The 23,266-nt window shown below is 65.0% G+C and carries 19 protein-coding genes; 10 read left to right on the plus strand and 9 right to left on the minus strand.

Going from position 1 to position 23,266, the window contains the following annotated elements; genetic code table 11:
* Positions 1 to 67 precede the first annotated feature (67 nt).
* Together NP3_RS04665 and NP3_RS04670 are read left to right on the plus strand one after the other, a co-directional pair.
* Positions 68 to 1,294, plus strand: coding sequence for a cytochrome P450 (locus tag NP3_RS04665; protein ID WP_063038258.1), 1,227 nt, complete (start codon positions 68 to 70; stop codon positions 1,292 to 1,294).
* A 46-nt stretch (positions 1,295 to 1,340) separates the two neighbouring features.
* Positions 1,341 to 1,565: a hypothetical protein gene (locus NP3_RS04670; RefSeq protein ID WP_063038062.1), complete on the plus strand. Its 225-nt coding sequence runs from the start codon at positions 1,341 to 1,343 to the stop codon at positions 1,563 to 1,565.
* 67 nt (positions 1,566 to 1,632) lie between these two features.
* On the opposite strand, the gene NP3_RS04675 is transcribed toward NP3_RS04670, so the two are convergent.
* The gene (locus NP3_RS04675; RefSeq protein WP_063038063.1) at positions 1,633 to 2,106 is read right to left on the minus strand and encodes a hypothetical protein; all 474 of its coding nucleotides are present in this window, start codon (positions 2,104 to 2,106) and stop codon (positions 1,633 to 1,635) included.
* A 158-nt stretch (positions 2,107 to 2,264) separates the two neighbouring features.
* On the opposite strand from NP3_RS04675, the gene NP3_RS04680 reads away from it, so the two are divergent.
* Both NP3_RS04680 and NP3_RS04685 read left to right on the plus strand, forming a co-directional pair.
* Positions 2,265 to 3,185, plus strand: coding sequence for an LLM class flavin-dependent oxidoreductase (locus NP3_RS04680; RefSeq protein WP_063038064.1), 921 nt, complete (start codon positions 2,265 to 2,267; stop codon positions 3,183 to 3,185).
* An 84-nt stretch (positions 3,186 to 3,269) separates the two neighbouring features.
* Entirely contained in the window at positions 3,270 to 3,737 is a 468-nt protein-coding gene (locus tag NP3_RS04685; RefSeq protein ID WP_084508142.1) for a DM13 domain-containing protein, read from the plus strand.
* A 75-nt stretch (positions 3,738 to 3,812) separates the two neighbouring features.
* On the opposite strand, the gene NP3_RS04690 is transcribed toward NP3_RS04685, so the two are convergent.
* The 3 genes from NP3_RS04690 to NP3_RS04700 all read right to left on the minus strand — a co-directional run bounded on the left by NP3_RS04690 (position 3,813) and on the right by NP3_RS04700 (position 10,299).
* On the minus strand, positions 3,813 to 6,365 hold the full coding sequence (locus NP3_RS04690) for an MFS transporter (RefSeq protein ID WP_063038067.1): 2,553 nt from the start codon (positions 6,363 to 6,365) through the stop codon (positions 3,813 to 3,815).
* 200 nt (positions 6,366 to 6,565) lie between these two features.
* On the minus strand, positions 6,566 to 9,313 hold the full coding sequence (locus NP3_RS04695; protein WP_063038069.1) for a hypothetical protein: 2,748 nt from the start codon (positions 9,311 to 9,313) through the stop codon (positions 6,566 to 6,568).
* Positions 9,314 to 9,414: 101 nt separating this feature from the next.
* Positions 9,415 to 10,299, minus strand: coding sequence for a polysaccharide deacetylase family protein (locus NP3_RS04700; protein WP_245720812.1), 885 nt, complete (start codon positions 10,297 to 10,299; stop codon positions 9,415 to 9,417).
* 235 nt (positions 10,300 to 10,534) lie between these two features.
* Here NP3_RS04700 and NP3_RS04705 point away from each other — a divergent pair, with 235 nt between their 5' ends.
* Positions 10,535 to 12,133, plus strand: coding sequence for a putative glycoside hydrolase (locus NP3_RS04705; RefSeq protein ID WP_063824669.1), 1,599 nt, complete (start codon positions 10,535 to 10,537; stop codon positions 12,131 to 12,133).
* Positions 12,134 to 12,136: 3 nt separating this feature from the next.
* Here the strand turns inward: NP3_RS04705 and NP3_RS04710 are convergent, their stop codons facing one another.
* Positions 12,137 to 13,621 carry an alpha/beta fold hydrolase gene (locus NP3_RS04710; RefSeq protein WP_063038073.1) on the minus strand — a complete coding sequence of 495 codons (1,485 nt, stop codon included), beginning with the start codon at positions 13,619 to 13,621 and terminating at the stop codon, positions 12,137 to 12,139.
* A 137-nt stretch (positions 13,622 to 13,758) separates the two neighbouring features.
* On the opposite strand from NP3_RS04710, the gene NP3_RS04715 reads away from it, so the two are divergent.
* Together NP3_RS04715 and NP3_RS04720 are read left to right on the plus strand one after the other, a co-directional pair.
* On the plus strand, positions 13,759 to 14,085 hold the full coding sequence (locus NP3_RS04715; protein WP_063038075.1) for a hypothetical protein: 327 nt from the start codon (positions 13,759 to 13,761) through the stop codon (positions 14,083 to 14,085).
* Between the two features lie 96 nt (positions 14,086 to 14,181).
* Positions 14,182 to 15,585, plus strand: coding sequence for an AIM24 family protein (locus NP3_RS04720; protein ID WP_063038262.1), 1,404 nt, complete (start codon positions 14,182 to 14,184; stop codon positions 15,583 to 15,585).
* 46 nt (positions 15,586 to 15,631) lie between these two features.
* Here NP3_RS04720 and NP3_RS04725 read toward each other — a convergent pair whose 3' ends face one another.
* Positions 15,632 to 17,656: a M3 family metallopeptidase gene (locus NP3_RS04725; RefSeq protein WP_063038077.1), complete on the minus strand. Its 2,025-nt coding sequence runs from the start codon at positions 17,654 to 17,656 to the stop codon at positions 15,632 to 15,634.
* Positions 17,657 to 17,773: 117 nt separating this feature from the next.
* Here NP3_RS04725 and NP3_RS04730 point away from each other — a divergent pair, with 117 nt between their 5' ends.
* Positions 17,774 to 19,339 carry a bifunctional phosphatase PAP2/diacylglycerol kinase family protein gene (locus NP3_RS04730; RefSeq protein ID WP_245720814.1) on the plus strand — a complete coding sequence of 522 codons (1,566 nt, stop codon included), beginning with the start codon at positions 17,774 to 17,776 and terminating at the stop codon, positions 19,337 to 19,339.
* 152 nt (positions 19,340 to 19,491) lie between these two features.
* Here NP3_RS04730 and NP3_RS04735 read toward each other — a convergent pair whose 3' ends face one another.
* Positions 19,492 to 20,679, minus strand: coding sequence for an RNA-guided endonuclease InsQ/TnpB family protein (locus NP3_RS04735; protein ID WP_063038079.1), 1,188 nt, complete (start codon positions 20,677 to 20,679; stop codon positions 19,492 to 19,494).
* A gap of 227 nt (positions 20,680 to 20,906) precedes the next feature.
* On the opposite strand from NP3_RS04735, the gene msrB reads away from it, so the two are divergent.
* Together msrB and msrA are read left to right on the plus strand one after the other, a co-directional pair.
* Entirely contained in the window at positions 20,907 to 21,362 is a 456-nt protein-coding gene (msrB, locus tag NP3_RS04740) for a peptide-methionine (R)-S-oxide reductase MsrB (RefSeq protein ID WP_063038081.1), read from the plus strand.
* 44 nt (positions 21,363 to 21,406) lie between these two features.
* Entirely contained in the window at positions 21,407 to 21,871 is a 465-nt protein-coding gene (gene msrA / locus NP3_RS04745) for a peptide-methionine (S)-S-oxide reductase MsrA (RefSeq protein WP_157124110.1), read from the plus strand.
* A gap of 161 nt (positions 21,872 to 22,032) precedes the next feature.
* Here msrA and NP3_RS04750 read toward each other — a convergent pair whose 3' ends face one another.
* The gene (locus NP3_RS04750; RefSeq protein ID WP_063038085.1) at positions 22,033 to 22,458 is read right to left on the minus strand and encodes a hypothetical protein; all 426 of its coding nucleotides are present in this window, start codon (positions 22,456 to 22,458) and stop codon (positions 22,033 to 22,035) included.
* An 82-nt stretch (positions 22,459 to 22,540) separates the two neighbouring features.
* Positions 22,541 to 23,098 (minus strand): hypothetical protein, encoded by a 558-nt coding sequence (locus NP3_RS04755; RefSeq protein WP_063038087.1) that lies wholly within the window; start codon positions 23,096 to 23,098, stop codon positions 22,541 to 22,543.
* Between the last annotated feature and the right edge of the window lie 168 nt (positions 23,099 to 23,266).

A 23,266-nucleotide genomic window follows, 5' to 3' on the forward strand; every position in this document is an offset into this window, starting at 1 on the left:
ACCATTTCGGCGCGGCACACTGTGCTTCAATCGTGTGTAGAACGTGTTCCAGCTCTGGGAGGTGGCCATGGCCACGCCGTCGATTCCCGCCGGATTCGATTTCACCGACCCGGACCTGTGGGCGAAACGCAGACCCACCGCGGAATTCGCGGAGCTGCGCCGAACCGCACCGGTCTGGTGGTGCGCCCAGCCCGACCGCTCCAGCGGCTTCGATGACGGCGGCTACTGGGCGGTCACAAAACTCGAACACATCAAAGAGATCTCGAAACATCCGGAGATCTTCTCCTCCACCGCGAACAGCGCGATCATCCGATACCAGTCCACCATCACCCGCGAACAGATCGATATGCAGCGGCTGATTCTGCTCAATATGGACCCGCCCGCCCACACCAAGAATCGGCGCATCGTGTCCAAGGGCTTCACCCCGCGCGCGGTGGAGGGCCTGCGGGCGGCACTCACCGAACGCGCCGCCCGAATAGTGCACGACGCCAAGAAGTCCGGCACCGGTGATTTCGTGGACCAGGTCGCCTGCGAATTGCCGCTGCAGGCGATTGCCGAACTGCTCGGGGTGCCGCAGCAGGATCGCAAGAAGCTGTTCCACTGGTCCAATCAGATGATCGGCGCCGACGATCCGGAGTACGCCACCGATGCGCCGACCGCACAGCTGGAATTGACCGGCTATGCCTGGACCATGGCCGAGCAGCGGCGCGCCTGCCCGGCGGACGATATCGTGACGCAGCTGGTCAATGCCGATATCGACGGTGAGCATCTGGGTTCGGACGAGTTCGCGTTCTTCATGATCCTGCTGTCGGTGGCGGGCAATGAGACCACCCGCAATTCGATCACCCACGGCATGAAGGCCTTCGTCGACAACCCGGACCAATGGCAGCTCTACAAGGAGCAGCGGCCGCGCACCGCGCCGGATGAGATCGTGCGCTGGGCCACCCCCGTCTCGGTATTCCAGCGCACCGCGACGCGCGATGTAGAGCTCGGCGGGCAGTTGATCCGCAAGGGCCAGCGCGTCGGATTGTTCTACAGCTCGGCCAATTTCGACGAGGACGCCTTCGAGGATCCGTTCAGGTTCGATATCCTGCGCGACCCCAATCCGCACGTCGGATTCGGCGGCGCGGGCACGCACTACTGCCTCGGCGCGAACCTGGCCCGGCTCGAGATCGATCTGATGTTCAATGCCATCGCCGACGCCATGCCCGATTTGCGTCAGGTCGCCGAACCCGAGCACCTGCGCTCCGGATGGCTCAACGGCATCAAACGGTGGGAAGTACGTTTCGATTGATGCACGCGACCTCGGCAAAGCCGTTGCGAGCGCGCATCATGGAACTATGGAACCTGAACCAGTGCGGGTGCGGGTGATCCTGTTGTTCGGCGATCGGGCGCAGGTGCAGACACCATGGCATCCGGCACACTCGCCCATGTGGATACCGGCTGCCGACATCGCCGAACAGGCCGGGCTGCCACAGAACGAATTGCCGGGACGGGAGTTCTGGGCCTCCGGTGATGAGCACGAGCTGACCGGTTTTCGGCTGGTCTTCGATCCACGGCTCTGAAACGCGTCCGAGTCTCGCAGTGCGGCACACACATCCGCGTGCCGCGAGAGCGCCCGGAAATCGTGGCCTAGTTCGCCACCATGTCGTACTCGAGCAGCGCGAAGCCGGTGGGCACGGTGGCGCTCATCGAGATGCGATCCCCGGACCAGGTACCGACGAGTGCGGCAGCGCCGCCTGCGCAATCCGCGCCTTCCGCGGTGAGCATCGGCAGCGGGTGGATGCGGTGGCGGTCCGCACCGTGCCGGACCGTCGCCTTGTCCACGTAGGTGCGTTTGTCGTGATTGAGGATGTAGCGGCCGATGAAGCCGTTCTGCGGCGCGACCAGCGGGGCGACGGAGGCGGCCTTGTCGTAGAGGCTGGTCTGCTTGCCCACCTGAGGTCCGGCCCACACCACCCGCGTCGGCACCGTCAGGAGGCGCTCCACACCCTGGACGAAGTCGTCGCCGATCCAGGCGCGTTTCAGGAATCGGATCTTGGGTTCCAGATACCCGATCAGCTTGTGATCGGCGTCCAGGAAGACGGCTCTGCAGAACTGCCCCACGGGGGTGATTTCCTCTCTGGGATAACGGCTTTCGGATAATCTAGCCTGCGCGCATCGTGACGGCTCGGCGGGTGGTTACAGTCGAGTTACCGGCATGTTCAGGTCTGGCTCGAGCTGACTCGGGACCGCTGCTCCGATGCGCGCGATAGGCTCGGCCGATGCGATACGCCATTTCGGTTCCGCAGCTCATTCCCGACGGATCATTCCAACCGGAAAATCTGCGGGCCTACCTGGATCGAGCCGAGGCGCTCGGCTTCGAGAGCGCATGGACGACCGAGCAGCTGCTCGGATCCGCGCCCAATCTGAGTCCGATCGAGCTGTTGACCTTCGCGGCCGCATGCAATGAGCGGTTGCGCTTCGGATGCGCGGTATTCGTGACGCCGCTGCACAATCCGGTGCACCTCGCCAAACGCATCAGCACGCTGGACCAGCTCACCCGCGGTCGGCTCGAGATCGGCGTCGGGATCGGCGGACGCAACCGGATGTTCTCCGCCTTCGACGTCGACCCCGCCGACAATCTGGTGACCCGCTTCAACGAGGGCCTGCGCGTCATGAAGGCACTGTGGACCCAGCCACGTATCGATATCGACGGCGAGTTCTGGCAGCTGACCGGCGCCACCATGGAGCCGAAACCGTTCCAGAAGCCTTATCCGCCACTGTGGTTCGGCGGCAGCACACCCGCGGCACTGCGACGGGCGGTCCGGCACGGCAACGGATTCTTCGGCGCCGGATCGAGCACGACGGCCAAATTCGCCGAACAGGTCCGGTACGTGCGCGAGACGCTGGCCGAAAACTCCGGCGCCCCTTCGGATTTCCGCATCGCCAAACGCGTCTACATCGCTGTCGACGACGACCCGGCACGCGCCGAACAGCGCATGGCCACCGCCCTGACCGACTTCTACGGCGAATTCGGAAAAACCCTGCTGCCGGTGGCAGTACACGGCACGCCCAAGGACTGCATCCAGGGCCTACGCGAGGTGGCCGACGCGGGGGCCGAAATGATCCTGATCAACCCGCTGTTCGACGAGATCGCTCAAATGGAGCGCATTGCCGCGGAGGTGTTGCCGCACGTCGACTGAGGATGCCGTAACGCCAGAGCGCCCCCTGGCAATGAACAGAGCAAGGGGGCCGGTCACACGACGCGGGTTCCGGGGAGGAGGGTCATGTCCACATCGATGACGCGGATGGCAGCACTGATCGCCATCGGAGTCGCGCTGGTGTCGTGCCAGCGGTCCGTCGACGCCAAAGGTGACGACCAGAGCACGCCGAACGACCCGACACCGACCAACGTGGTGCGAACCCTGGCAAAAGGCGCCTTCGCCCCGCAGCAACATGTCACGAGCGGAACGGCCGTTCTCCTCGAGCTATCCGACGGCACAAAACTCCTCCTCCTGGAAAACCTCGACCTCACCAACGCCCCGAACCTGCACGTCTGGCTCACCGAACAACTCCACCCCTGGCCCGAACTCGACAAGCCCTACTACGCAGATCTCGGAACCCTTAAGTCCGACAAGGGCAACCAGAACTACCCGATCCCCGCCGACACCCGCTTCGACCGCTTCAACGGCGTAGACATCCGCGATAACGACTCCCCCGACGCCTTCGCCTACGCATCCATGCGACTCGAGTAGACCATGGGTATCCGGGGAGACCGGTCGCGAACATTTCGAGGCCGTCCACGGTTGGCGCGAAATTCTGAGCTGGTGTCAGCGCGGGTCGGGGGCTTCGGCGGGCTCGTAGCCGAGGCGGACGTCGTGGGTTACTTCGCCGCCGGAGACTGTTACCCGGGTGGTGACGGGTGGGTAGCCGCGGGCTATTACGGTGTAGTGGCCTTCGGGGAGGTCGGTTACCAGGTAGCGGCCGTTGGCGTCGGTGCGGGCGGTGGCGGTGAGGTCGCCGGATGCGTCCAGGACGGTGATCTGGATGTCCGAGACGGCTCGGTCGCCGTCGGCCCAGGCGGATCCGGCCAGCACTGCCATCGATGCCATATCGATGTCGTGACGCAGGAGACCGCTGTCGGGGATGGTGAGGGTGGTGGCGCTGGGGCGCATATGTTCGGCGACTGCCACCAAGGTGTAGGTGCCCGAGACGACGCCATGGCAGACATACGCGCCGTCGCCCGCGGTGATCGCCGCGCCGACCACGTCACCGTGGATATCGGTCAGTGTCACGGTGGCCCCCGGCAGCGGGGTACCGCGACCGGCCGAACGGACCACACCGGACAATTCGCCGGAGCCGGTGAGGGTCAGGTCGAGCAGCTGTGCGCGCTGCCCGATGGCCACGCTGACCGCCTCCGGCCGATGTCCGGTCGCCGATGCGATCAAGACGTAGTTACCCGCGGTCGGAGCCTCGATCCGATAGCCGCCGTCGGCATCCCCGGTCGCGCGCGAAACCTGGTGTCCCCGTTGGTCGATCAGGGTCAGCACGGTGCCGGGCACCGGTCTGCCGTCCTCGCGTCCGATCCGGCCGCCGATCGATGAACCTTCGTATTCGAGGCTCGAATGCGACTGCGGCACAACGGCGGCCACATAGACACCATTGCTTTCGTGCTCCACCGAGACTCGGCTGACCGCGCCCGCCAGCACCGGTTCGGGTTCGGAGAGCACCTCGGCGGCACCCTCCCAAACCTGTGCCTCAGCCCAACTGTCCTCGGCCTCAGAAGGCACCTGCTCCACAGTGGGCGCCGGGTTGTCCTGCAGCGGAATCTCTTTCATGAACATCAGCACCAGGCACGCCAGCAGCGCCACCCCCGCCGCGGCATAGAAGACGCCGTGCATCGCATCGGTGAATCCGATCAGAATGGGCACTCTCAGCTCGTCGGGCAGCGCCGCGATTCCACTGGTATTGCTCTGCATGGTGCTCAACTGCGCGGCATCGAAGCCGGGGGGCAGCGCACCACCGAATGCGTCGATGATCCGGTGCGGCAACAGGTTGAACAGGATGGTCAGGAATACCGCGACACCGAGGGTGCCGCCCATCTGCCGGAAGAAGGTCGCCGAAGCGGTCGAAACACCCATATCCGAACGCGGACCGGCATTCTGCGCCGCGATGATCAGGGTCTGCATGCAGCAACCGAGCCCGAATCCGATGACGCCGCCGTAGACCAGCGGCTGCCATAGCGGACTGTCGTAATGCACTCGGCCGTAGAGCGCCGCGCCGACCGCGATGATGAATGTCCCGATCACCGGCAGGATCTTGTAGCGCCCGGTCAATTTGGTGGTCAATCCGGCCAGCTGCGAGCCGAACATGATCCCGAGCACCAGCGGGAGCATCAGCAGACCCGATTTGGTCGGCGAATATCCGCGCACCACTTGGAAGTACTGCGGCACCATGACGATCGCGCCGAACATCGCGATACCGACAATGAACCCGCCCGCGATGGTCACGCTGAAGGTCGAATTCTTGAACAGCCGCAGGGGAATCAGCGCCGCGTCCTTCATCAGGAATTCGACGAGCACGAACAGCAGCAGCCCGCCCGCACCGATCCCGTAGCAGATCAGCGACCGCTGCGAACTCCAGCCCCAATCCCGGCCCTGTTCGGCGACGATCAGCAGCGGCACCACGCAGGTCGTCAACGCGACCGCGCCGAACCAGTCGATGCGGTGATCCTGGCGCTGATGTGGAGTATTGAGCACCTTGGCGACCACGCCGAGCGCGAGCACGCCGATCGGCACGTTGACCAGGAACACCCAGCGCCAACCCTCGAGACCCCAGAGCTGGTCGTAGTTCGAGAAGAAACCGCCGAGCACCGGCCCGAGCACGGTCGCCGTACCGAAGACCATCATGAAATAGCCCTGGTAGCGCACCCGCTCCCGGGCGGGCACGATATCGCCGATGATGGTGAACGCCAACGACATCAACCCACCCGCACCCAGCCCCTGGAAGGCGCGGAATCCGGCGAGTTCGTACATCGAGGTGGCGAAGGTGCAGGCCACCGAACCGATGACGAACAGTCCGATCGCGGTGAGGTAGAACGGCTTTCGACCGTAGATGTCGGCCAGTTTGCCGTACAGCGGGGTGGTGATCGTCGCGGTGATCAGATATGCCGTGGTCGCCCAGGCCTGTTCGTCGAATCCGTCCAGGCTGTTGGCGATCCGCACGATCGCGACGCTCACGATGTTCTGATCCAGCGCGGCGAGGAACATGCCGAGCAGCAGTCCCGACAGGATGGTCAGGATCTGCCGGTGCGACAGTGACGTACCCTCACCGACATCCAGGTCCGGCGTCTTTGCCGGGGCCTGGGTGGTCGAATTCGTCATAATTTGAGCCCTAGTTCTGATCGGCTATCCGTGGTGGAAGTGTCTCGAAACCTGAGTCGAGCCGGTCGAGCAGTTGGCACACTGCGCCACAGGCGATCTGCCCCCACACGCCGATCACCCGTAACTAGTTGCGCTCGCTAATATACATACGGCCGCTCAGGACGAAACGGCCTGGTCGGATCATCCCGACATCCAATGCCTCAGCGGCCGAGCGGATCCGGGCGGCACTGCACCGGATCGCTGGCTACGGCTCGGCCGCAGCCGAAAATCATGATCGGCTCGGCGTGATTCGACGGATCCCAGATCTGGTCGACGCTGAGCAGACCGACCCACTTGTCGACGGTCACCCGGCCGGACCGCGCGCCGAGGCTGACCGAGAAGTCGAGTACGCCGCTGCTCGACTCGATCACCGGCTGCTTCGGCAGGTCACGCAGCGCAGCCCACACGGCAGCCGCACTGATCGGAATCTGTTCTGTCCAAATGCCTGCGACCGCGGGAATCAGCGACTGCACCGCCCGCGCGAACAGACCGACCGCGTCGTATCCCAGGATGACCTGTTCACCCAGCGGATGCAGTTGACGGCGCTCGCCCGCGGGTTCGCCGGACTCGGCACAAGCGTCCCAACTCGGAATGTCAGGGTCCTTGGCGACGGCCAAATTGTAGAACTCGACGCGGCTGCGGATGCCCTGGCCTTTGTTAGCGCAGGTCACGAGGCCGGACTTGGCAACGTAGATCAGCGGCCGAGCACTGTTGGCCGCCTTCCGGCGCTCGGCGCTGGCCATGAATCGGTTCGCGGAATCGTCGGCGATCAGCACGACCCGTTTGTCACCACAGGACTTGTTCAGGCTCTGCAGAAAGTCCGGAAATTCCCAATCCCGACCGGCGAAGAACATCACCTCGTCGCAGGCGTCCACACCATCGGTCCGGGTAAAGGCATCCTGGCGATCCCAGGACCCATCCCAGACGGGATGTCCGTCCGCACCGAGGACATGCAGATCCGCGGCCATATTCTCGGTGTAGAGATCGGAACTGTCGGGTCGGTGGTAGATCCGCAGACCGCGCCCCGCGAGGCTGGGTACCGACCGCACGTATTGCCGGACCATATCGGCGACCATCTGGTTCGAAGCAGAAATCTGAAAATACAAAGGCGATGAACGCACCATCTCATCCGCCGACAAGCTGGGCGCGACCATCGGTAAACCCAATCCCGTCAACGCGTTGACGATGCCGACGGTGGCGGTCCGGCTCTGATCGAATCCGATCACCCCGACGATGGTCGGCTCGGAACGGACCAGTGGGGCGAGCATCTCGACAGTCCGCTTGCTCTGCGCGGTGAGCGGACCGCTATTGGCCAGGACGAAGCGGACGAGCGGAACGGTGTCGGAGGTGACCGGTTCGATCGGTCCCACAGACTTGATGGCGTGGTATTGGGCCAGCGCCAGCCCTTCGAGATCCTCACTCTGCGCGGGGTAATCGGTCGGCAACCCGGTGAGCTGACCGACATAGACCAGGGTGAAGAACGGCCGAGTCGGTTGCTGGGCGGCCAGCCGCTCCGCGATGCGATTCTGCCGGTACAGGCGCTTCTGTACCTCCACCAACCGTTGTGCATTGGGCTCATTCTTGGCGAAAAGGTAACCGCGACCACCACTTTCGAGATCATCGGGGTCGAAGGCGCTGAATCCGAGGCACTCGGCTCCACTACCCTTCGCCACCTGCACCCACTTGCTCGGTGCGCCGGAGCCACACGCCTGAGCGGGGGGCCGCCACGGCTGCCAGACCGCCGCGCCGGTCGCGGCGATCGACAAGATGACGACGGCGCAAACCGGCAGAGCACGCCTCGCCCACCACGGCGGACGCGGTACCGGGATCCGCTGGAAGCCATCGGCATTGCCGTCATGTTCGGCGCTCGCGGGTACGGCGAAAACCAGGAACCATGCGCGCGGTCGCTGCCGCTGCCGAGCGATCGGCAGCTCTTCTTCCCATTTCCGGTATGCCCGCATCGCCCGGTGCGGCGACCGGACCACGACGCCGTCGGGCACCGGGCGCACGTCGGACACCAGCAGCAGCGGGTCGTCGATGCCGGTTTCGTTACGGATTTCGTCGACCAGCCCCAGCAGTCGACGGCCGACTTCGGTGCCACCGTGCTGCAATACGACAACCGGGTAGGTTGTCCGCCGGGCGGCGCGGATGCGCCACATTCGGCGACCGTAGGCGACCCGCAGGTCCTCCAGGAAGGCATGCAGCAGTAGCTTGTCGAGTTGTTGCCAGTTCTCCTGTCGGCGCGCGTTTTCGGTGAGGCGATGTGCGAATCCGACGAATTGGCTGGACTGTTCGGGCGCCAGATAGCGCTGGTTCATGAGCCAGCGGAACTCACGGCCGACTCCAGGAATCCGGCCACCCGTGCGGGCACGGAATACCGCTTTCGGCAACACCAACCGCACCAAACCGAGCAGCAGCCGCTGCAACGGACCCACCATGGACTCCACAGGCGCGAGTAGTTCCTCCCCCCAACGTCCGAAGTCCTTGCGCAGCAGGGTTTCCAGTTCGCGCAGCTCATTGTCGGAGGTCAGCTTCTTGGCCATCAGCCATTCGACGAGCCGGTAGTGCCGGAACGTCAGTGGCCGCATCCGCCCGAAGCGATCCGCCGACAGCCCCCGGCAGAGTGTGTACAGCAAACGCCGCAGCTCCGTCAGGCCCGGTGTGGTGTCCTCGGCGAGCGAGCTACCGGCCGGGAGTTCGGCCGGATCCGCGGCATCGGCCGTCACATGCACGGCATCGGCGAGCGCACTGCCGAACGTCGTCAAGGTGGCGACGACCTCGGCGGCGGCGCCGGATAGCCCGACTATCGGCAACATTCGATCGGCACGTCGCTCACGACGCACCAACCACGGCAACAGATCTTCGAACGCACCCGCGGCCGGAAAGCTCGCGGCCGGATCGTGTGACATGCGGGCTCCCCGGTCTCGTCGGCAATCAGTGGCCGTGAGTCAACCACTGTGCTCCGGGACCGGTCCCGCAAACCCTTGGCACACTCGGATCTACATGTATTTCAATAGGCGTTGAAACGGTCGCGCCAGCGCGGATTCAGTTCGTCGGCAAGAGGTCCGGGGGCCGAGATCTTGTTCGGGTCGCCGTCGGAGGTGTATCGCTGGTCCGGATGCTGGTCGAGGCGGTCGAGCCAGTAGGCGGAAGCGAAGTCGACTTCGGCCTTCCCTGACCGGATGCGTGGCACCCCAGCGGGATCGATCTGGCCGAATGGAGAGGGTGCGGGTGCGGCGCCGACCAGCAGCACGGCCTCGAACGCGTAGTGCGTGCCGTCCCAACTTCCCGCGGTGGCGAGTGCGCGATCGGCCGGGAAAATGCCGAGCGGCAAGGCCATCGTGCGCACACGATTGCCGGGCGCAGCGGTTGTGATCGCGCGCAGGTTCTCGACCAACTCGCGCTGCACTCCGGTGCTGTCCAGGCGACCTAGATTGGCGTGGCTCGCGGTGTGCGCGCCGATTTCGTATCCGTGGGCGGCCAGCCACGGCAGTGCGCGCGCGTCACCGGCGAACGGCTCGTTATTGACGTAGAACGTCGCGGTGGGCCGGAAGTCCGGATTGCGCGCGCCGAACTCCTCGAGAATCCCGATCGCGGTGTCCGGGGCCACCTTCGCGTCCTCGGTGAACCGAAGTTGGGTGATGGTGGAGTCGTCGAAGGTGAGCACCACCGGGTGGGTGCCCGCCGGGATGTCGATATGGCCGGAGATGTAATCGGCGACGGTCACCGGTCGATAGTTCTCGCGGTACAACCGCTCGAGTTCGGCGCGGAACTTCTCCGGAGTCTGGTCGTATTCGCCGACCGGAGTCGGTGTCACCTGGTGGTACATCAGGATGGGGACGAGTCCGAGTTCGTTGGCTCCCACCGCAACCGGATCGGGCGTCGGTGTGGCCACCGGAACCTTTTCGATGGCCGCCGGTACCGGAGCAGGCGCTGCGCCACATGCGGTGGCCGTTGCGAATATCAAGGCCGACAGGACAACCCGAGTTCCGATAGCCGAGCACCGCACCACCGATCGAACGGTACGCGGTCGCACGGAATCTCGGTTGCGAATCGGCATAACCACGCCCGATGGAGCTGTCCGAGGTAGATAGTTAGGCGATAGCGACGGATGAAAGTTGGTGTGCGCGTTGGACAAATTGGTCCCGATCACCGGGCGATGGCGGCTCGCGGCAATAGCGGTAATCGGAGTTTTATCAATCCTCATCGCATCCGTGATCATCGGCGCCAATCGGTCCGAGCCCGCGGGTTTGGCGCTGACCGGATTACCGGACGGAGTCGTCGGTGCGGGCACGCTGGCCGGTCTGGTATTGCGTGTGGACGCCCACGGCCACGACGCGAACGATATGCGGCTCGAACTCGACGGCAAGGCGGTGAACGGCACGGTCGAAGGCGATTCGGTGGTGTACCGGCCCGGACCGCTCACCGATGGTGACCACAAGTTCACCGCCGAGTTTCCACGCGGGGGCATACTCGGCCTGTTCAGCGCCGGTCCGGGGGTTACCGCGACCTTCACCGTGGATACCGAGGCGCCGAAACTCGAGGTGATCCAACCGGGTAGGGCCGGATCGTATCGTCAGCCGATCACGTTGCGCGGCAAGGAATCCGGTGCGGTGCAGGTCTCCGTCGGCACCCAGTCGGTCACACCGGCCGCAGACGGCACCTTCGAGATCACCCTGCCGCGCGCACCGGTCGGCGGTGCGGTGACCGCGGTCGATGTGGCGGGAAACAAGGCGACGCAGGCGATTACGACCTCGGTCGATATGCCCCGGGTCAAGGCCGTGCATATCACGGCGTACGGATGGGCCTACGAGGGTTTACGCGAGCCCATTCTGGATATGGCCCGTGCGGGGCGCATCGACACCGTTCAGCTCGATATCAAGGATGAGGACGGGGTTATCGGCTACGACTCGCAGGTACCGCTGGCACGGCAGGCGGGTGCGGCCACCAATATCTACGATGTGCGCGCCGCACTGCGACAATTACACGAGATGAATCTGCGGGTGGTCGGGCGGATCGTGGCGTTTCGCGATCCGACCATGGCCGAATGGGCATGGCACGCAGGACATCCGGATTGGGTCATCCAGAATCCCTCCGGTCAGCCGTATGCCAGCAAGTACGGTGCCATCGCTTTCACCAACTTCGCAAATCCCGAAGTCCGCAAGTACAACATCGATCTCGCGACCGAGGCGGCCGAACTCGGCTTCGACGGAATAATGTACGACTATGTCCGGCGGCCGGACGGTGCGCTGTCGCAGATGCAGTTTCCGGGGCTGACCGTCACGCCCAGTGCATCCGTCGCCGAGTTCCTGCACGAGAGCCGGGATCCGGTACGCGACAAAGGCGCGAATCTCGGCGCCGCCGTGTTCGGCATCGCGGCGACGCGCCCGGATGAGATCGCACAGGACATTCCGGCGATCGCTCGGAATGTCGACTATGTGGCTCCGATGCTCTACCCGTCGCATTGGAATGCCGGTGAATACGGTGTCGCGAACCCCAATGCCCAGCCGTACGACATTATTTTCCGATCGCTGGCCGACTTCTTCAAACAGACCGACGGTACCGGTGCGAAAGTCATTCCGTGGCTACAGGATTTCAGCCTCGGGGTGAACTACGGTGATGCCGAAGTCAAGGCGCAGATCGATGCCGCGGCGGCCGCGGGGACGAACAGCTTCATTCTGTGGAATGCGGCGTCGCGGTACCACTCGTTGGCCGTCGTGCCCGGTTGATTCCTACTGGTCCGCATGGCAGGTGACGTCGGCGGCGGGCAGGGCGCCGTCGGCGTAGTAGGTGTTGATCGCCTTGTTGACGCAGGCGCTCAGGTCGGGGCGGAAGGTCATGTGGATACGGACGTCCTGCAATGTGACCATGCGGGATTCGGACAGGTGCTGATGTAGTCGGACACCGTGGTTATAGGGGGTTCGAGCGTCACCGGTCGCCTGCAGGATGAGGGCGGGAACCGAATTCCGCACGGTGGTCGCGGGTTCGACAGGCCGGGGCCAGAATGCGCACGGCTGGATATTGTTGGCCAGCGGGCCGAATATCGGCTGCGTGGCACGGCTGGCTTCGATATTGCTCGCGTACCACGCCGGATCTGTCGGTGCGGCGGCATCACCGCAGGCGATCTGGGCCAGGACGGAGTTCTCCTCGGATCGCAAGGCCTGTAAGACGATTTGCAGGCGTGGTGCCCGCGCCGCCACGGGTGGGCCGCCCACAGCGTCGGCGATCTCACGCAACGTTTCGGCCAGCGCTTGGTTGCGCCGGAAATCGGTCACCATGTTGTGCAATAGAAATGGCAGCCAGTGATCGTCGATCGGGAAGTCGTCGATCACGATCGGTTGCCGTGCCGCTGCGGCGAGCAGCTCGGTCAGCGATGCACGCACTTCGGCCGGGGTCGAACCGAAGTGATACGTATCATCCTGTTCCGCAGCCCAATTCGACCATTCGTCGATCGCCTGCTCGTCCGACGGCCCCCAATCCTGGACGAGACCCGTCCAATACCGATCCGGATCGATGGCGCTGTCGAACACCATCCGGTCGCTGCGTTCCGGAAACATCTGGGTGAATACCGCACCGAGGTAGGTGCCGTAGGAAACGCCGTAATAGCTGAGCTTCGGCTCACCCAGCGCCACTCGGATGACATCCATATCGCGAGCGGTGTTGCGGGTGGTGAGCTGGCGCACCTTCACCGGATCATCGGCGAGACACCCCTCGGCCATAGCCGCCGACAGCGTGGTTTCTCGCGCGAAACCCTGCGAATCCAGACCCGCGGAATGGATCATTTCGCCGACCGGCCATCCGCACCGCGGCGTGCGCCCGGAGTCACCGACACCACGCGGGTCCATACCGATCAGATCGAACCGGGCCCGCACCTGTGGGGTGAGCACGTCACCGAGCAGATCCACGGTGTCCAGACCCGATGCGCCGGGACCACCGGGATTGGCCAGCAGGACACCATGGCGCTGATCCGGATCGGTGGCCCGGACCCGGGATATCGCGATCTTCAGCTTGCGATCGTAGGGCCGTAGATAGTCGAGCGGCACCAGCACATCCGCGCATTCGGCCCCGGCCTTGTCCAAATCCTCGATACCGCAGGCATGCCAGTGCAGCCGCTGGTGATAGAACCGGTATGCCGGATCGACCTGCGCCCCGGGCACGGTGATCAGCGCCGCCCCGGCCGCTACCAGCACCAACCACCGCAAAAGCCTCGCCGACAACCCACTCGCCTCTCACCGCCAAATCCCGCAACTTCGTACCACACCTCACCGCAGGGCACCCTTGCCACATTTGGTGGTGCCGCCGATACTCCAAGGGGACCGCGCCACCGCCGGTGCCGCATCGAGGGGAGGAATCAATGCTTCGAAATCAATTGAATTCACTACGGACAGTGGAGGATTCGCTCGCCTACGGGCAGCCGTACGAAACTGCCGACGGCACCACGATCATCACCGTCACCAGGACGGGCGGGCTGCTGCGCACCGCTCGTCCGGTGGGTGCCTTCGTGGTCCACAACGGCGAAGTCAGCTGGACGCCCGCGGTCGATGCGACCCGGATCGCGCTGATGGGTGAATTGATCGGTCTGCTGGCCGCGGTCATCGCCACGCTAGCGGTGCTGCGCAGGCCGCCGTGGCCGGATCTATCACGGGTGGTGGCAATCGGACGGGACTCACGACACACTTGATCCCGTGAATCGCATGCCACTCGGACATATCGACCGGGGCGGTCCGCCGTGACCGCACTCGCACGCGGGGAAAACCGCCCCGCGCCCGGCGACCGGATGATCGTGACCGTCACCTGCGCAGCGCCGGTCGATGTGTCGGCGCTGCTACTCGGCGCCGACGGGCGGGTCCGCTCCGATGCCGACTTCGTCTTTTTCAATCAGCCTGCCGGGCCCGGTGTCACCTATCGGCACGGCCGCGGCGCCGGCGATATGGTCGATGTACAGACCTCCGCACTGCCCGCCGATGTCGACAAGGTGGTGGTCACCGCCAGCCTCGACGGCAGCGGACCGCCGACCTTCGCGGGCGCGAGTTCGCTCACCGCGACGATCGGATCCGATGCCGGAACGCTGACCTTCCCGATGACCGGGCTGAGCACCGAGACCGCCGTGGTGTGCGTGGAGATCTACCGGCGCGGCGGTGCGTGGAAGGTGCGCGCGGTCGGGCAGGGCTATGACAACGGGCTGGCCGGAATCGCGACGGCGTTCGGTGTGAATATCGACGACGAACCCGAAGCGGCGCCCGCATCCGCCCCATATCAGCACCCGGCCCAGCCGCAGCCTCCGGTGCCGCCTGCTGCTGCCGCGCCGCAATACCCGGCCCAGCCGCAGGCTCCGGCGCCTCAGTACCCCGCCCAGCCGCAGGCACCCGTTCCGCCCGCCTATCCCTCGTCCGGCGCCGTACCGCCGCCCCCACCGATTGCACCCCAGCAAGGAGCGCTGCCGATGCAGAGCGAACTGTTCAATCCGAGCCACGCCGAGGTCAACGGCATGGGCATCCAGAAGCAGGGCGGCAAGATGATCAAGGTCGCCGTCAATGGCGAGACCATGGCGCGGGCCGGCTCGATGGTCGCCTACCAGGGCGATCTGCACTTCAAGGCGCTCGGTTCGGGCGGTATCGGCCGTGCGATCCAGCAGCGGCTCACCGGCGAGGGGGTGCCGCTGATGCAGGTGTCCGGTCGCGGCGATCTTTTCCTCGCCGATGCTGCCGCCGATGTGCACACCGTCGATCTCGACGGCACCGATGGGCTCACCATCAACGGCTCGAATGTGCTGGCCTTCGATACCTCGCTGTCCTACAACATCCAAAGGGTCCAGGGCGCAGCCGGTTTCGCCAGTAACGCGGGCTTCTTCAACTGCGTGTTCACCGGGCGCGGTCGCATCGCCATCACCACCCACGGCTCGCCCGTCGTCCTCAATGTCGACCAGCCCACCTACGCCGACCCACAGGCCGCGGTGGCCTGGTCGTCGAGCCTGTCCACCGGCATCAAGCGCAACGACTCCTTCGGCCTCGGCCGCCTCATCGGCCGCAGCACCGGGGAAGGTCTTACGCTGTCGTTCTCCGGGCGCGGCTTCGTCATCGTGCAGCCGTCGGAACTGCCGCCGGGCGGTTTCATCGGTGGCACCGGTGGTGGTCAGGAAGCCGGACAAAGCGGCGGCGTGCTCGGCGGTCTGTTCGGATAACCTGTGCTGGAACCGGCTGCGCCACAGCCGGTTCCAGCGCTATGGATCAGTTCAGCAGACCGCGCCGGACCAGGAGCGGTTCGATTTCCGGGGCGCGGCCGCGGAAGGATTCGAAGGCCTCGAGCGGGTCGACCGAACCACCGCGCGAGAGCAGTTCGCGGCGGAAGGCCGCACCCTTTTCCCGGATGGAGGCGTCGCCCTCGTCGAACCACTCGACGGTATCCGCGTCCAGCACCTCGCTCCAGATGTAGGAGTAGTAGCCCGCCGCGTAGCCGCCGGAGAAGATGTGGGCGAAGTAGCCGGTCCGGTAGCGCGGCGGAATCGCGTCGATGGCCAGACCCGCCTTGCGCAACGCTTCCTCCTCGAACGCCTCCGCATCGGTGTCGGCCAGCGCCTCGGGTGCTGGCACGCGATGCCACGCCCAGTCCAGCAGTGTCGCGCCGAGATATTCGACGGTTTTGAAGCCCGTACCGAAACGTGCGGCCTCGGCCATCCGCTCGACCAGTTCGGTGGGCATCGGCTCTCCGGTCTCGAAATGCCTTGCGTAGTTGGCCAGTACCTCCGGTCGCGACATCCACATCTCGTTCACCTGGGACGGGAATTCGACGAAATCTCGCGGTACTTCGGTGCCGGAGAAGAAGGGGTACATCACATCCGAGAACAGCCCGTGCAGTGCGTGCCCGAACTCGTGGAAGAGCGTGCGCACATTGTCCCAGGTGAGCAGGGCGGGTTCGCCGACGGACGGCTTCACGATATTGAGGTTGTTCACCACCACCGGCCGCTTCCCCAAAAGCCGTGACTGGCTGACCAATGCGTTCATCCACGCCCCGCCGCGCTTCGACGGTCGCGCGAAGAAGTCACCGAGGAACAGTCCGAGCGCATTGCCGTCCGCATCGAAGACTTCGAAGATCCGCACCTCCGGGTGGTATCCGACCAGATCCTTGCGCTCCTGGAAGGTGATCCCGTACACCTGCTCGGCGGCGAAGAACACGCCGTCGCGCAGCACCCGCTCGAGTTCGAAGTAGGGACGCAACGCCTCCGTATCCAGCGAAAACCGTTCGGCCCGAACCCTTTCCGACCAGAACTGCCAATCCCACGAGCGCAGCTCCTGCCCACCCATGGCCTGTGCCAACTCGGCCGCCTCACGCTCCGCATCGGCCACCGCGGGCGCAACCAAACGCCCCAGCATTTCCTCCACCGCCGCAGGGGTTTTCGCGGTCTGATCCTCGACCACATACGCAGCATGATCCGAATAGCCGAGCAGCGCGGCACGTTCGGCTCGCAATGCTGCGATACGCACGGCGAGCACGCCGTTGTCACCCAACCCGCGCCCCAGTGAAGCCGCCATCACGCGCTGCCGCACGTCTCGGTCGGCCAGTTCCGCCAGCACAGGCTGGTTCGAAACGTTCTGCAGCCGAAGCGCCCATGCGCCCTCGCGCCCCAACTCGCGAGCGTTCTCCGCGGCAGCTGCCACGGCGGCGTGCCCCAGCCCCGCCAATTCCGCCGCCGACTCGACGACCACGGTCGCATCATTGGTCGCCGCCAAAATGTTCTGCCCGAATTCCGTTGCCGCCGCTGCGAGTTCGGCATTCAACTCACGCAACCGCGCCTGCCCGGCCGCGTCCAGCCGGGCCCCCGCCCGCACGAACCGAATGTGATATCGCTCCAACAGCCGCGCTTGCTCGGGATCCGATCCCAATTCCTCCCGGCGACCGTAGAGCGCCTCGACTCGCGCGAATAGCTGGGGATCCAAATAAATCGCGTCCCGATGCACAGCCAGCTTCGGCGATACTTCGGCTTCGATCGCATCGGTGGTCTCGCTGGAATCGGAGCTCGTGATATTGAAGAACACCTTCGCGACCCGAGTCAGCATCGCTCCCGAACGCTCCAACGCCGCAATGGTATTCGCGAAACTCGGCTCCTCGCCGCTCGACGTGATGGCGGCAACCTCTGCCAATTGCTCCGCCATCCCTCGCTCGAACGCGGGCAAATAGTGCTCCGTACCGATCTCGGCGAACGGAGGAAGCTCATACGGCAGCGCACTTGGCTCGAAGAACGGGTTGCTCGTCATAGGTGAACCCTATGCTCCGATCGTGCTCCCCTGGCAGCGAAATCGTTGGCGAGCAAGATCCACCGCGCTGACGACGGCGGCAACACGCCGTCCACCGCAATCGGTAATGTCGAGCGGGTGAGTAGCTGGGTGCGGCGAAAGTTCCACAGAGTCGGGCGATTCGATCGGGCGGTCGGCAGCGCGGTCGCCGAATTACCGGCCTCCATGGTCGACAACGGCCTGCTGCGGGTCACCAAGAGCGCCGATTTCAGCGCGCTGTGGCTGGTCTGCGCGGCACTGCTCGCCACCCGCCAGGGCACACCGCGGCGGGCCGCGCTGCGTGGGGTCGTTTCCGTCGGAGGCGCGAGCCTGGCCGTCAACCTCGGACTCAAGACGCTCATTGCGCGGCGCCGACCGGCCGCCGAACTCTTGCCCGCATACCGGCGGCTGTCGCCGACCCCGAAGTCCTCCTCCTTCCCCTCCGGGCACAGCGCCTGCGCGGCGGCATTCGCCACGGCGGTCGCACTCGAAAGTCCGCGCACCGCATTGGTCGTCGCCCCGCTGGCGGCCACCGTCGCCTACTCGCGGGTGCACACCGGCGTGCACTGGGGCTCCGATGTGCTCGTCGGGGCGGCTGTAGGTTCCGGTATCGCATTGGCCACCCGACGCTGGTGGCCGGTGCGTGAATCGGACGAGGCACAGGCCAGACTGGTCCGTGAGGCGCCCGCATTGGAGGCGGGCAAGGGTCTTCTGGTGCTGGTGAATCCGGTTTCCGGCGATCCGAACTACGATCCCACCGCCGATATCATCGCGGCCCTGCCCGCCGCCACCGTCCTGCGCACCGAACCCGACCTGGATGCCGCCGAACAACTCGAGCGGGCACTCGCCGAAAACGCCGAGCCGGTGCTGGCATTGGGCATCGCCGGTGGCGACGGCACCGTGGCGGCCGCAGCCGCGGTGGCGCTGCGGCACGAGTTGCCGCTGGCCGTCATCCCCACCGGCACGCTCAACCATTTCGCGCGTGATCTCGGCGTCTACGATTTGCGCGAGGTCATCGATGCGACCGGTATCGGCGAGGCGGTCGCGGTCGATATCGCGCGCGTCGAATACGGTGACGAAACCGGTTCGCACACCAGGCATTTGATCAATACCGCCAGCATCGGCGCCTATCCGGACCTGGTGCGGCTGCGCGAGCAGTGGCAAGCGCGCTGGGGCAAGTGGCCCGCCTTCGCGGCCGCGCTGGTGGTCACCCTGCGCCGGGCCGAACCAATCGAGATCTATCTCGACGATCGCTGGCAGCGAGTGTGGTTCCTCTTCATCGGCAACGGCCCCTACCACCCGCACGGCGCCGTACCCGCCTTCCGCGACCGGCTCGACGCCGGACTGCTCGACGTCCGCTGGCTGCGCGCCGATCTGCGCTGGTCGCGCACCCGCGCATTGGTGGCTCTGCTGCTGGCCGCGATCGGCCACAGTAAGGTCTACGGCGAGCGCCGCCTACCCGAACTGTATGTGCAATTGCCCAAGCCGGAGGCGCTGGCCACCGACGGCGAGGTGATCGGCAAGGCCACCCACCTGCACTTCACGATGGCGGGCCAGCTGGCTGCCTACCGCCGCGACGAATCGAACCCCCGCTGGGCCGACCGGTTCCGCCCGCATCACCGCCGGGCCCCCTGGCTCCGCGATGCCTTCCGCACGAACCGATGAATTTTCGACGGCAGCGACGTCGATACCGGTATGACAACACACACGCTGGAAACCGCCGGAGCCGACATCGTGTACGACGTGCACGGGCCGCTGCCGCACCGACCCGGGTCTTGATACCTCCTCCCCCTGAAGTGAAGGGTGGGATTCCTGGCTCATGCTGCCTGATCGCTCGGCGAGCGCTCGGGTCTTGCGCAATCAACACCAGCAGGGGCGAAACCAGCCCTGTTCAACATCACATGTGCGGAGTTCTTGTCCCTGGGGGACGCGTGTCCACAGTCCTCGCACCGGTAGGTGCGTTCGGACAGCAGAAGGCGGTGTTTGGCTCTGACACCACACATCCTGCAATCCATCGTCGAGTACGCGGGATGTACAAGCCGTACCTCCCGGCCGTGCTTGCGGCCCATCTCGATCAGCGCCGTCTTCGTCGCGCCGATAGCGGCGTCGGCTGCCTTGCGTGCCATCGTGGATTTGGCCAGGAACCTCGGTTTGAAGTCCTCGACCGCTAGTTGGTCGAAATCGGTCACGACCGCTTTGGCCCATTTGCGGGCGGTATCCTGCCGCTGCCTGGCGACCTTCTTGTGCAGCTTCGCGGCCCGTTGTTTCACAGACCGATAGCTGGTGGAACGCGGCTGTCCGCGTTGCGGTTTGCGGCGGGCCATCATCCGCTGATAGCGGGCCAGTTTCGCCGCCGCCTTCTTCCCATGATCGGGGTGTGGCAGGTCGTGGGCGTCGCTGGTGGTCGTCGCGATCTCCTTAACACCCCAGTCGATCCCGATCCCCCGGCCCGTCGCTGGGAGCGTCTGTTCGATGACTGCGACCACGAACGAGGCATACCAGTGACCGATGCTGTCGCAGAAGACCCGGACACTCGACGGCGCCGTTGGCAACTCTCGCGACCACACCACCCCTGCTGCCACCCCACCCGCCAGATGCAGGCGGCCATCCTTCAACCGGAATCCACGCAGTGTGTAGTTCAGAGTCGGGTTGGCGAGTTCTTTCTTCTTGAAGCGTGGCATCCCAGCACGACGCCCTTGCGGCACACGGTCTTTGATGTCCTTCAACGCCTTCGCGCGGGAACGGCCGAAGTCACGGATGATCTGCTGTTGCGGCACCGACGCCCCGACCGAGAGCCAATCATGCTCGCTGCGCCATCCGGTCAGTTTCTTGTCGAGGGCAGCCGGGCCGATCTTCTCGCCATCGACGTTGGCTTGCCGAGATTCGGCGACGCATTGGTTCCACACCCACCGGCACCGATCCCACTCGGCCAGCAACGCACGCCGCGCGGTAGCGGACAGCCGCAGCCGGTAGGTGTACCGCACGGCAGCCGCCCCTTCGCTCATATGTTCGATACTACATGTTATATGGAGACCATGAGCAGTTTCTGCGCAGGTCGGCACGTTGTACGCGATGTATTTTGTCTTCGTGACGAAGTACCGGCGTTCGGTGTTCACCGCCGCGGCTGCTCCGGGCAGGTAATCAACGCGTTTCCTCACGGTGACGCGCTGCCCGGCGGGGACTTTCCGGATCGGACCGCGGGTTGTACGTGGGGCCGATATGAGGAGGTCAGGTGGCACAGGAATACAACCGGAACCCCGCCGCGGTGGACGCGCTGTCGCCCGAGCAGTACCACGTCACCCAGCAGAACGGGACCGAGCGGGCGTTCACGGGCGAGTACTGGGACAATCACGAGCCGGGTATCTACGTGGACGTGGTCTCCGGTGAACCGCTGTTCGCCTCGGTCGACAAATTCGACAGCGGTTCGGGATGGCCGAGTTTCACCAAACCGATCGATAGCGAGAACGTCGTCGAGAAGCGGGATCTCAGTCATCTGATGATCCGCACCGAGGTGCGATCCACACACGGTGACAGCCATCTCGGGCATGTGTTCACCGACGGACCGCGCGCGGCTGGCGGCCTGCGGTATTGCATCAACTCGGCGGCCCTGCGGTTCATCCACCTCGATGACCTCGAGGCGGAAGGCTACGGTCGGTACAAGACCTTGTTCAGTAAGGAGGACGCGTGAACGACACGCGAAAGGCGATTCTGGCCGGCGGATGCTTCTGGGGCATGCAGGACTTGATTCGTAAGCAGCCGGGGGTGATTTCGACGCGCGTCGGCTACTCCGGCGGGCAGAACGATCACCCCACCTACCGCAACCACCCGGGCCATGCCGAGGCCGTCGAGATCATCTACGACCCGGCGCAGACCGACTACCGGGCGCTGCTGGAGTTCTTCTTCCAGATCCACGATCCGACGACGAAGGATCGCCAGGGCAACGACATCGGCTCCAGCTACCGTTCGGCGATCTTCTATCTCGACGACGAGCAGAAGCGCGTCGCGCAGGAAACCATCGTCGATGTCGATGACTCGGGCCTGTGGCCGGGCAAGGTGGTCACCGAGGTGACCGCGGCGAGTGCGTTCTGGGACGCCGAGCCCGAGCACCAGGACTACCTGCTGCGCTACCCGGACGGCTACACCTGCCACTTCCCGCGACCGGGCTGGAAGCTGCCGAAGCGACAGACCGCACAGTAGGTTGTGTGCCGCAATTGATTGCGGCACAAGGTATTCGACGCGCCGGGCACCCCTTGACACCACGGGGTGCCCGGCGGACGATCCGCGAAATGACCGACCGCCATCAGCGTTTCCTCGATCAGCTCGAATAACTCCACTCGGAGTTGGATCGGGTCGCCTGACTAAAAGAATTGCGCGGCAGCGAATCCCGTCAGCAGGACACAGAATCCACCGATTTCGCCGACGATCAGCGCGACCAGCACCCAGCGCATGGCGGGCGGCGGGTTGTGCATCTGGTTGTCGGTGTCGCGGCGGATGCCGTGGTTGATGTAGTTGGCGATCGTGATGACGAACATCAGGACCAGCACGGTTGCGGCAGTCGCGTTGACCGCGGTGGGCCAGCCGGATAGTTCGACGAAGATCGCGATCATCGCGGTCGCGAACGAATAGAGCAGGGCCGAGCGGTGGGCGATATCGACGTAGGGGTGCGCCCGTCCATCGGGTGCGCCGACCATCGCTATCCATTTCCACACCCCGAGGCCGAGGGCCACCACGAAGAGCAGGCCAGCGGCCAGCAGTACCAGTGCAGTCAGCGTGCCGATGGTCATCCCCGGACACCTTTCACCGACGTTGTCATGTCAAGCGTCGAGTATGTCTGGACGGGTGACCATCTGCCACCGATGGGAACGATCATGAACTCCCGGCGAGGGATTCGAGTTCGTTGCGCAACTCCGCGACCTCGGCGGCCAGCTCGTCCCGCAACTGTTCGCGTTCCCGGAGGCCAGCGCGCAGGTTGTCCACCGTGTCGTTCATCGCCGCCAATTTCCGGTCGGCGCCGGCCAGCCGCCACTCGACGACCGCACGGTGGTCGATCTCCGCGCTGGCATACATCACCCAGCCCACCACGTAATCCAGCCACTCCGGCTGTTTGGGCATGCGCTGATCCGCGTCCCACCCGCGCCGCACCGACGGCTTCGACGACAGCACCCGATCCGCGCTCGGTCCCGTCAGCTGCACGAGGTCGAACTTTCCGGCACTCGTCACTACCGCGGTGAGGCGGAAGCGCCCGGCGAGATGCATCCGCAACTCCGCAGCACCCCGGCCATCGGTATCCATCGCACCGAGCCACGGCCCCTCCGCCACATCGATGATCGACCCGAGCACCCCGAGTTGACCGGCACTTCGACGCCCCCGCATCACCCGCTCGCGGAGGTCATCGGGCGTTGCGGACATCTGATCCCAGTGCATGGCGCCTCCCTGTCTCGCGTTCTGACCATCGACAGTTTCACCGCTCGGCCGCGGGTGTGCGGGCGCGGCGCGCCAGAGTCAGCCATCGGAGTTGTCCGGCCCCAGGCACATGTACCACCGACAGCAGATGACTGTTGCGACAATTACTGTCTAAGCAATTAGATTGGT

It is taken from the genome of Nocardia pseudovaccinii NBRC 100343, assembly GCF_001613225.1.
Taxonomy (GTDB): Bacteria; Actinomycetota; Actinomycetes; order Mycobacteriales; family Mycobacteriaceae; genus Nocardia; species Nocardia pseudovaccinii.

Excerpts from the sequence above, each read along its gene's own strand:
- NP3_RS04665 (WP_063038258.1), top strand. The coding sequence starts at position 68 with ATGGCCACGCCGTCGATTCCCGCCGGATTCGATTTCACCGACCCGGAC.
- NP3_RS04670 (WP_063038062.1), top strand. The coding sequence starts at position 1,341 with ATGGAACCTGAACCAGTGCGGGTGCGGGTGATCCTGTTGTTCGGCGAT.
- NP3_RS04680 (WP_063038064.1), top strand. The coding sequence starts at position 2,265 with ATGCGATACGCCATTTCGGTTCCGCAGCTCATTCCCGACGGATCATTC.
- NP3_RS04685 (WP_084508142.1), top strand. The coding sequence starts at position 3,270 with ATGTCCACATCGATGACGCGGATGGCAGCACTGATCGCCATCGGAGTC.
- NP3_RS04690 (WP_063038067.1), bottom strand. The coding sequence starts at position 6,365 with ATGACGAATTCGACCACCCAGGCCCCGGCAAAGACGCCGGACCTGGAT.
- NP3_RS04695 (WP_063038069.1), bottom strand. The coding sequence starts at position 9,313 with ATGTCACACGATCCGGCCGCGAGCTTTCCGGCCGCGGGTGCGTTCGAA.
- NP3_RS04715 (WP_063038075.1), top strand. The coding sequence starts at position 13,759 with ATGCTTCGAAATCAATTGAATTCACTACGGACAGTGGAGGATTCGCTC.
- NP3_RS04720 (WP_063038262.1), top strand. The coding sequence starts at position 14,182 with ATGATCGTGACCGTCACCTGCGCAGCGCCGGTCGATGTGTCGGCGCTG.
- NP3_RS04725 (WP_063038077.1), bottom strand. The coding sequence starts at position 17,656 with ATGACGAGCAACCCGTTCTTCGAGCCAAGTGCGCTGCCGTATGAGCTT.
- NP3_RS04735 (WP_063038079.1), bottom strand. The coding sequence starts at position 20,679 with ATGAGCGAAGGGGCGGCTGCCGTGCGGTACACCTACCGGCTGCGGCTG.
- msrA (WP_157124110.1), top strand. The coding sequence starts at position 21,407 with ATGCAGGACTTGATTCGTAAGCAGCCGGGGGTGATTTCGACGCGCGTC.
- NP3_RS04750 (WP_063038085.1), bottom strand. The coding sequence starts at position 22,458 with ATGACCATCGGCACGCTGACTGCACTGGTACTGCTGGCCGCTGGCCTG.
- NP3_RS04755 (WP_063038087.1), bottom strand. The coding sequence starts at position 23,098 with ATGCACTGGGATCAGATGTCCGCAACGCCCGATGACCTCCGCGAGCGG.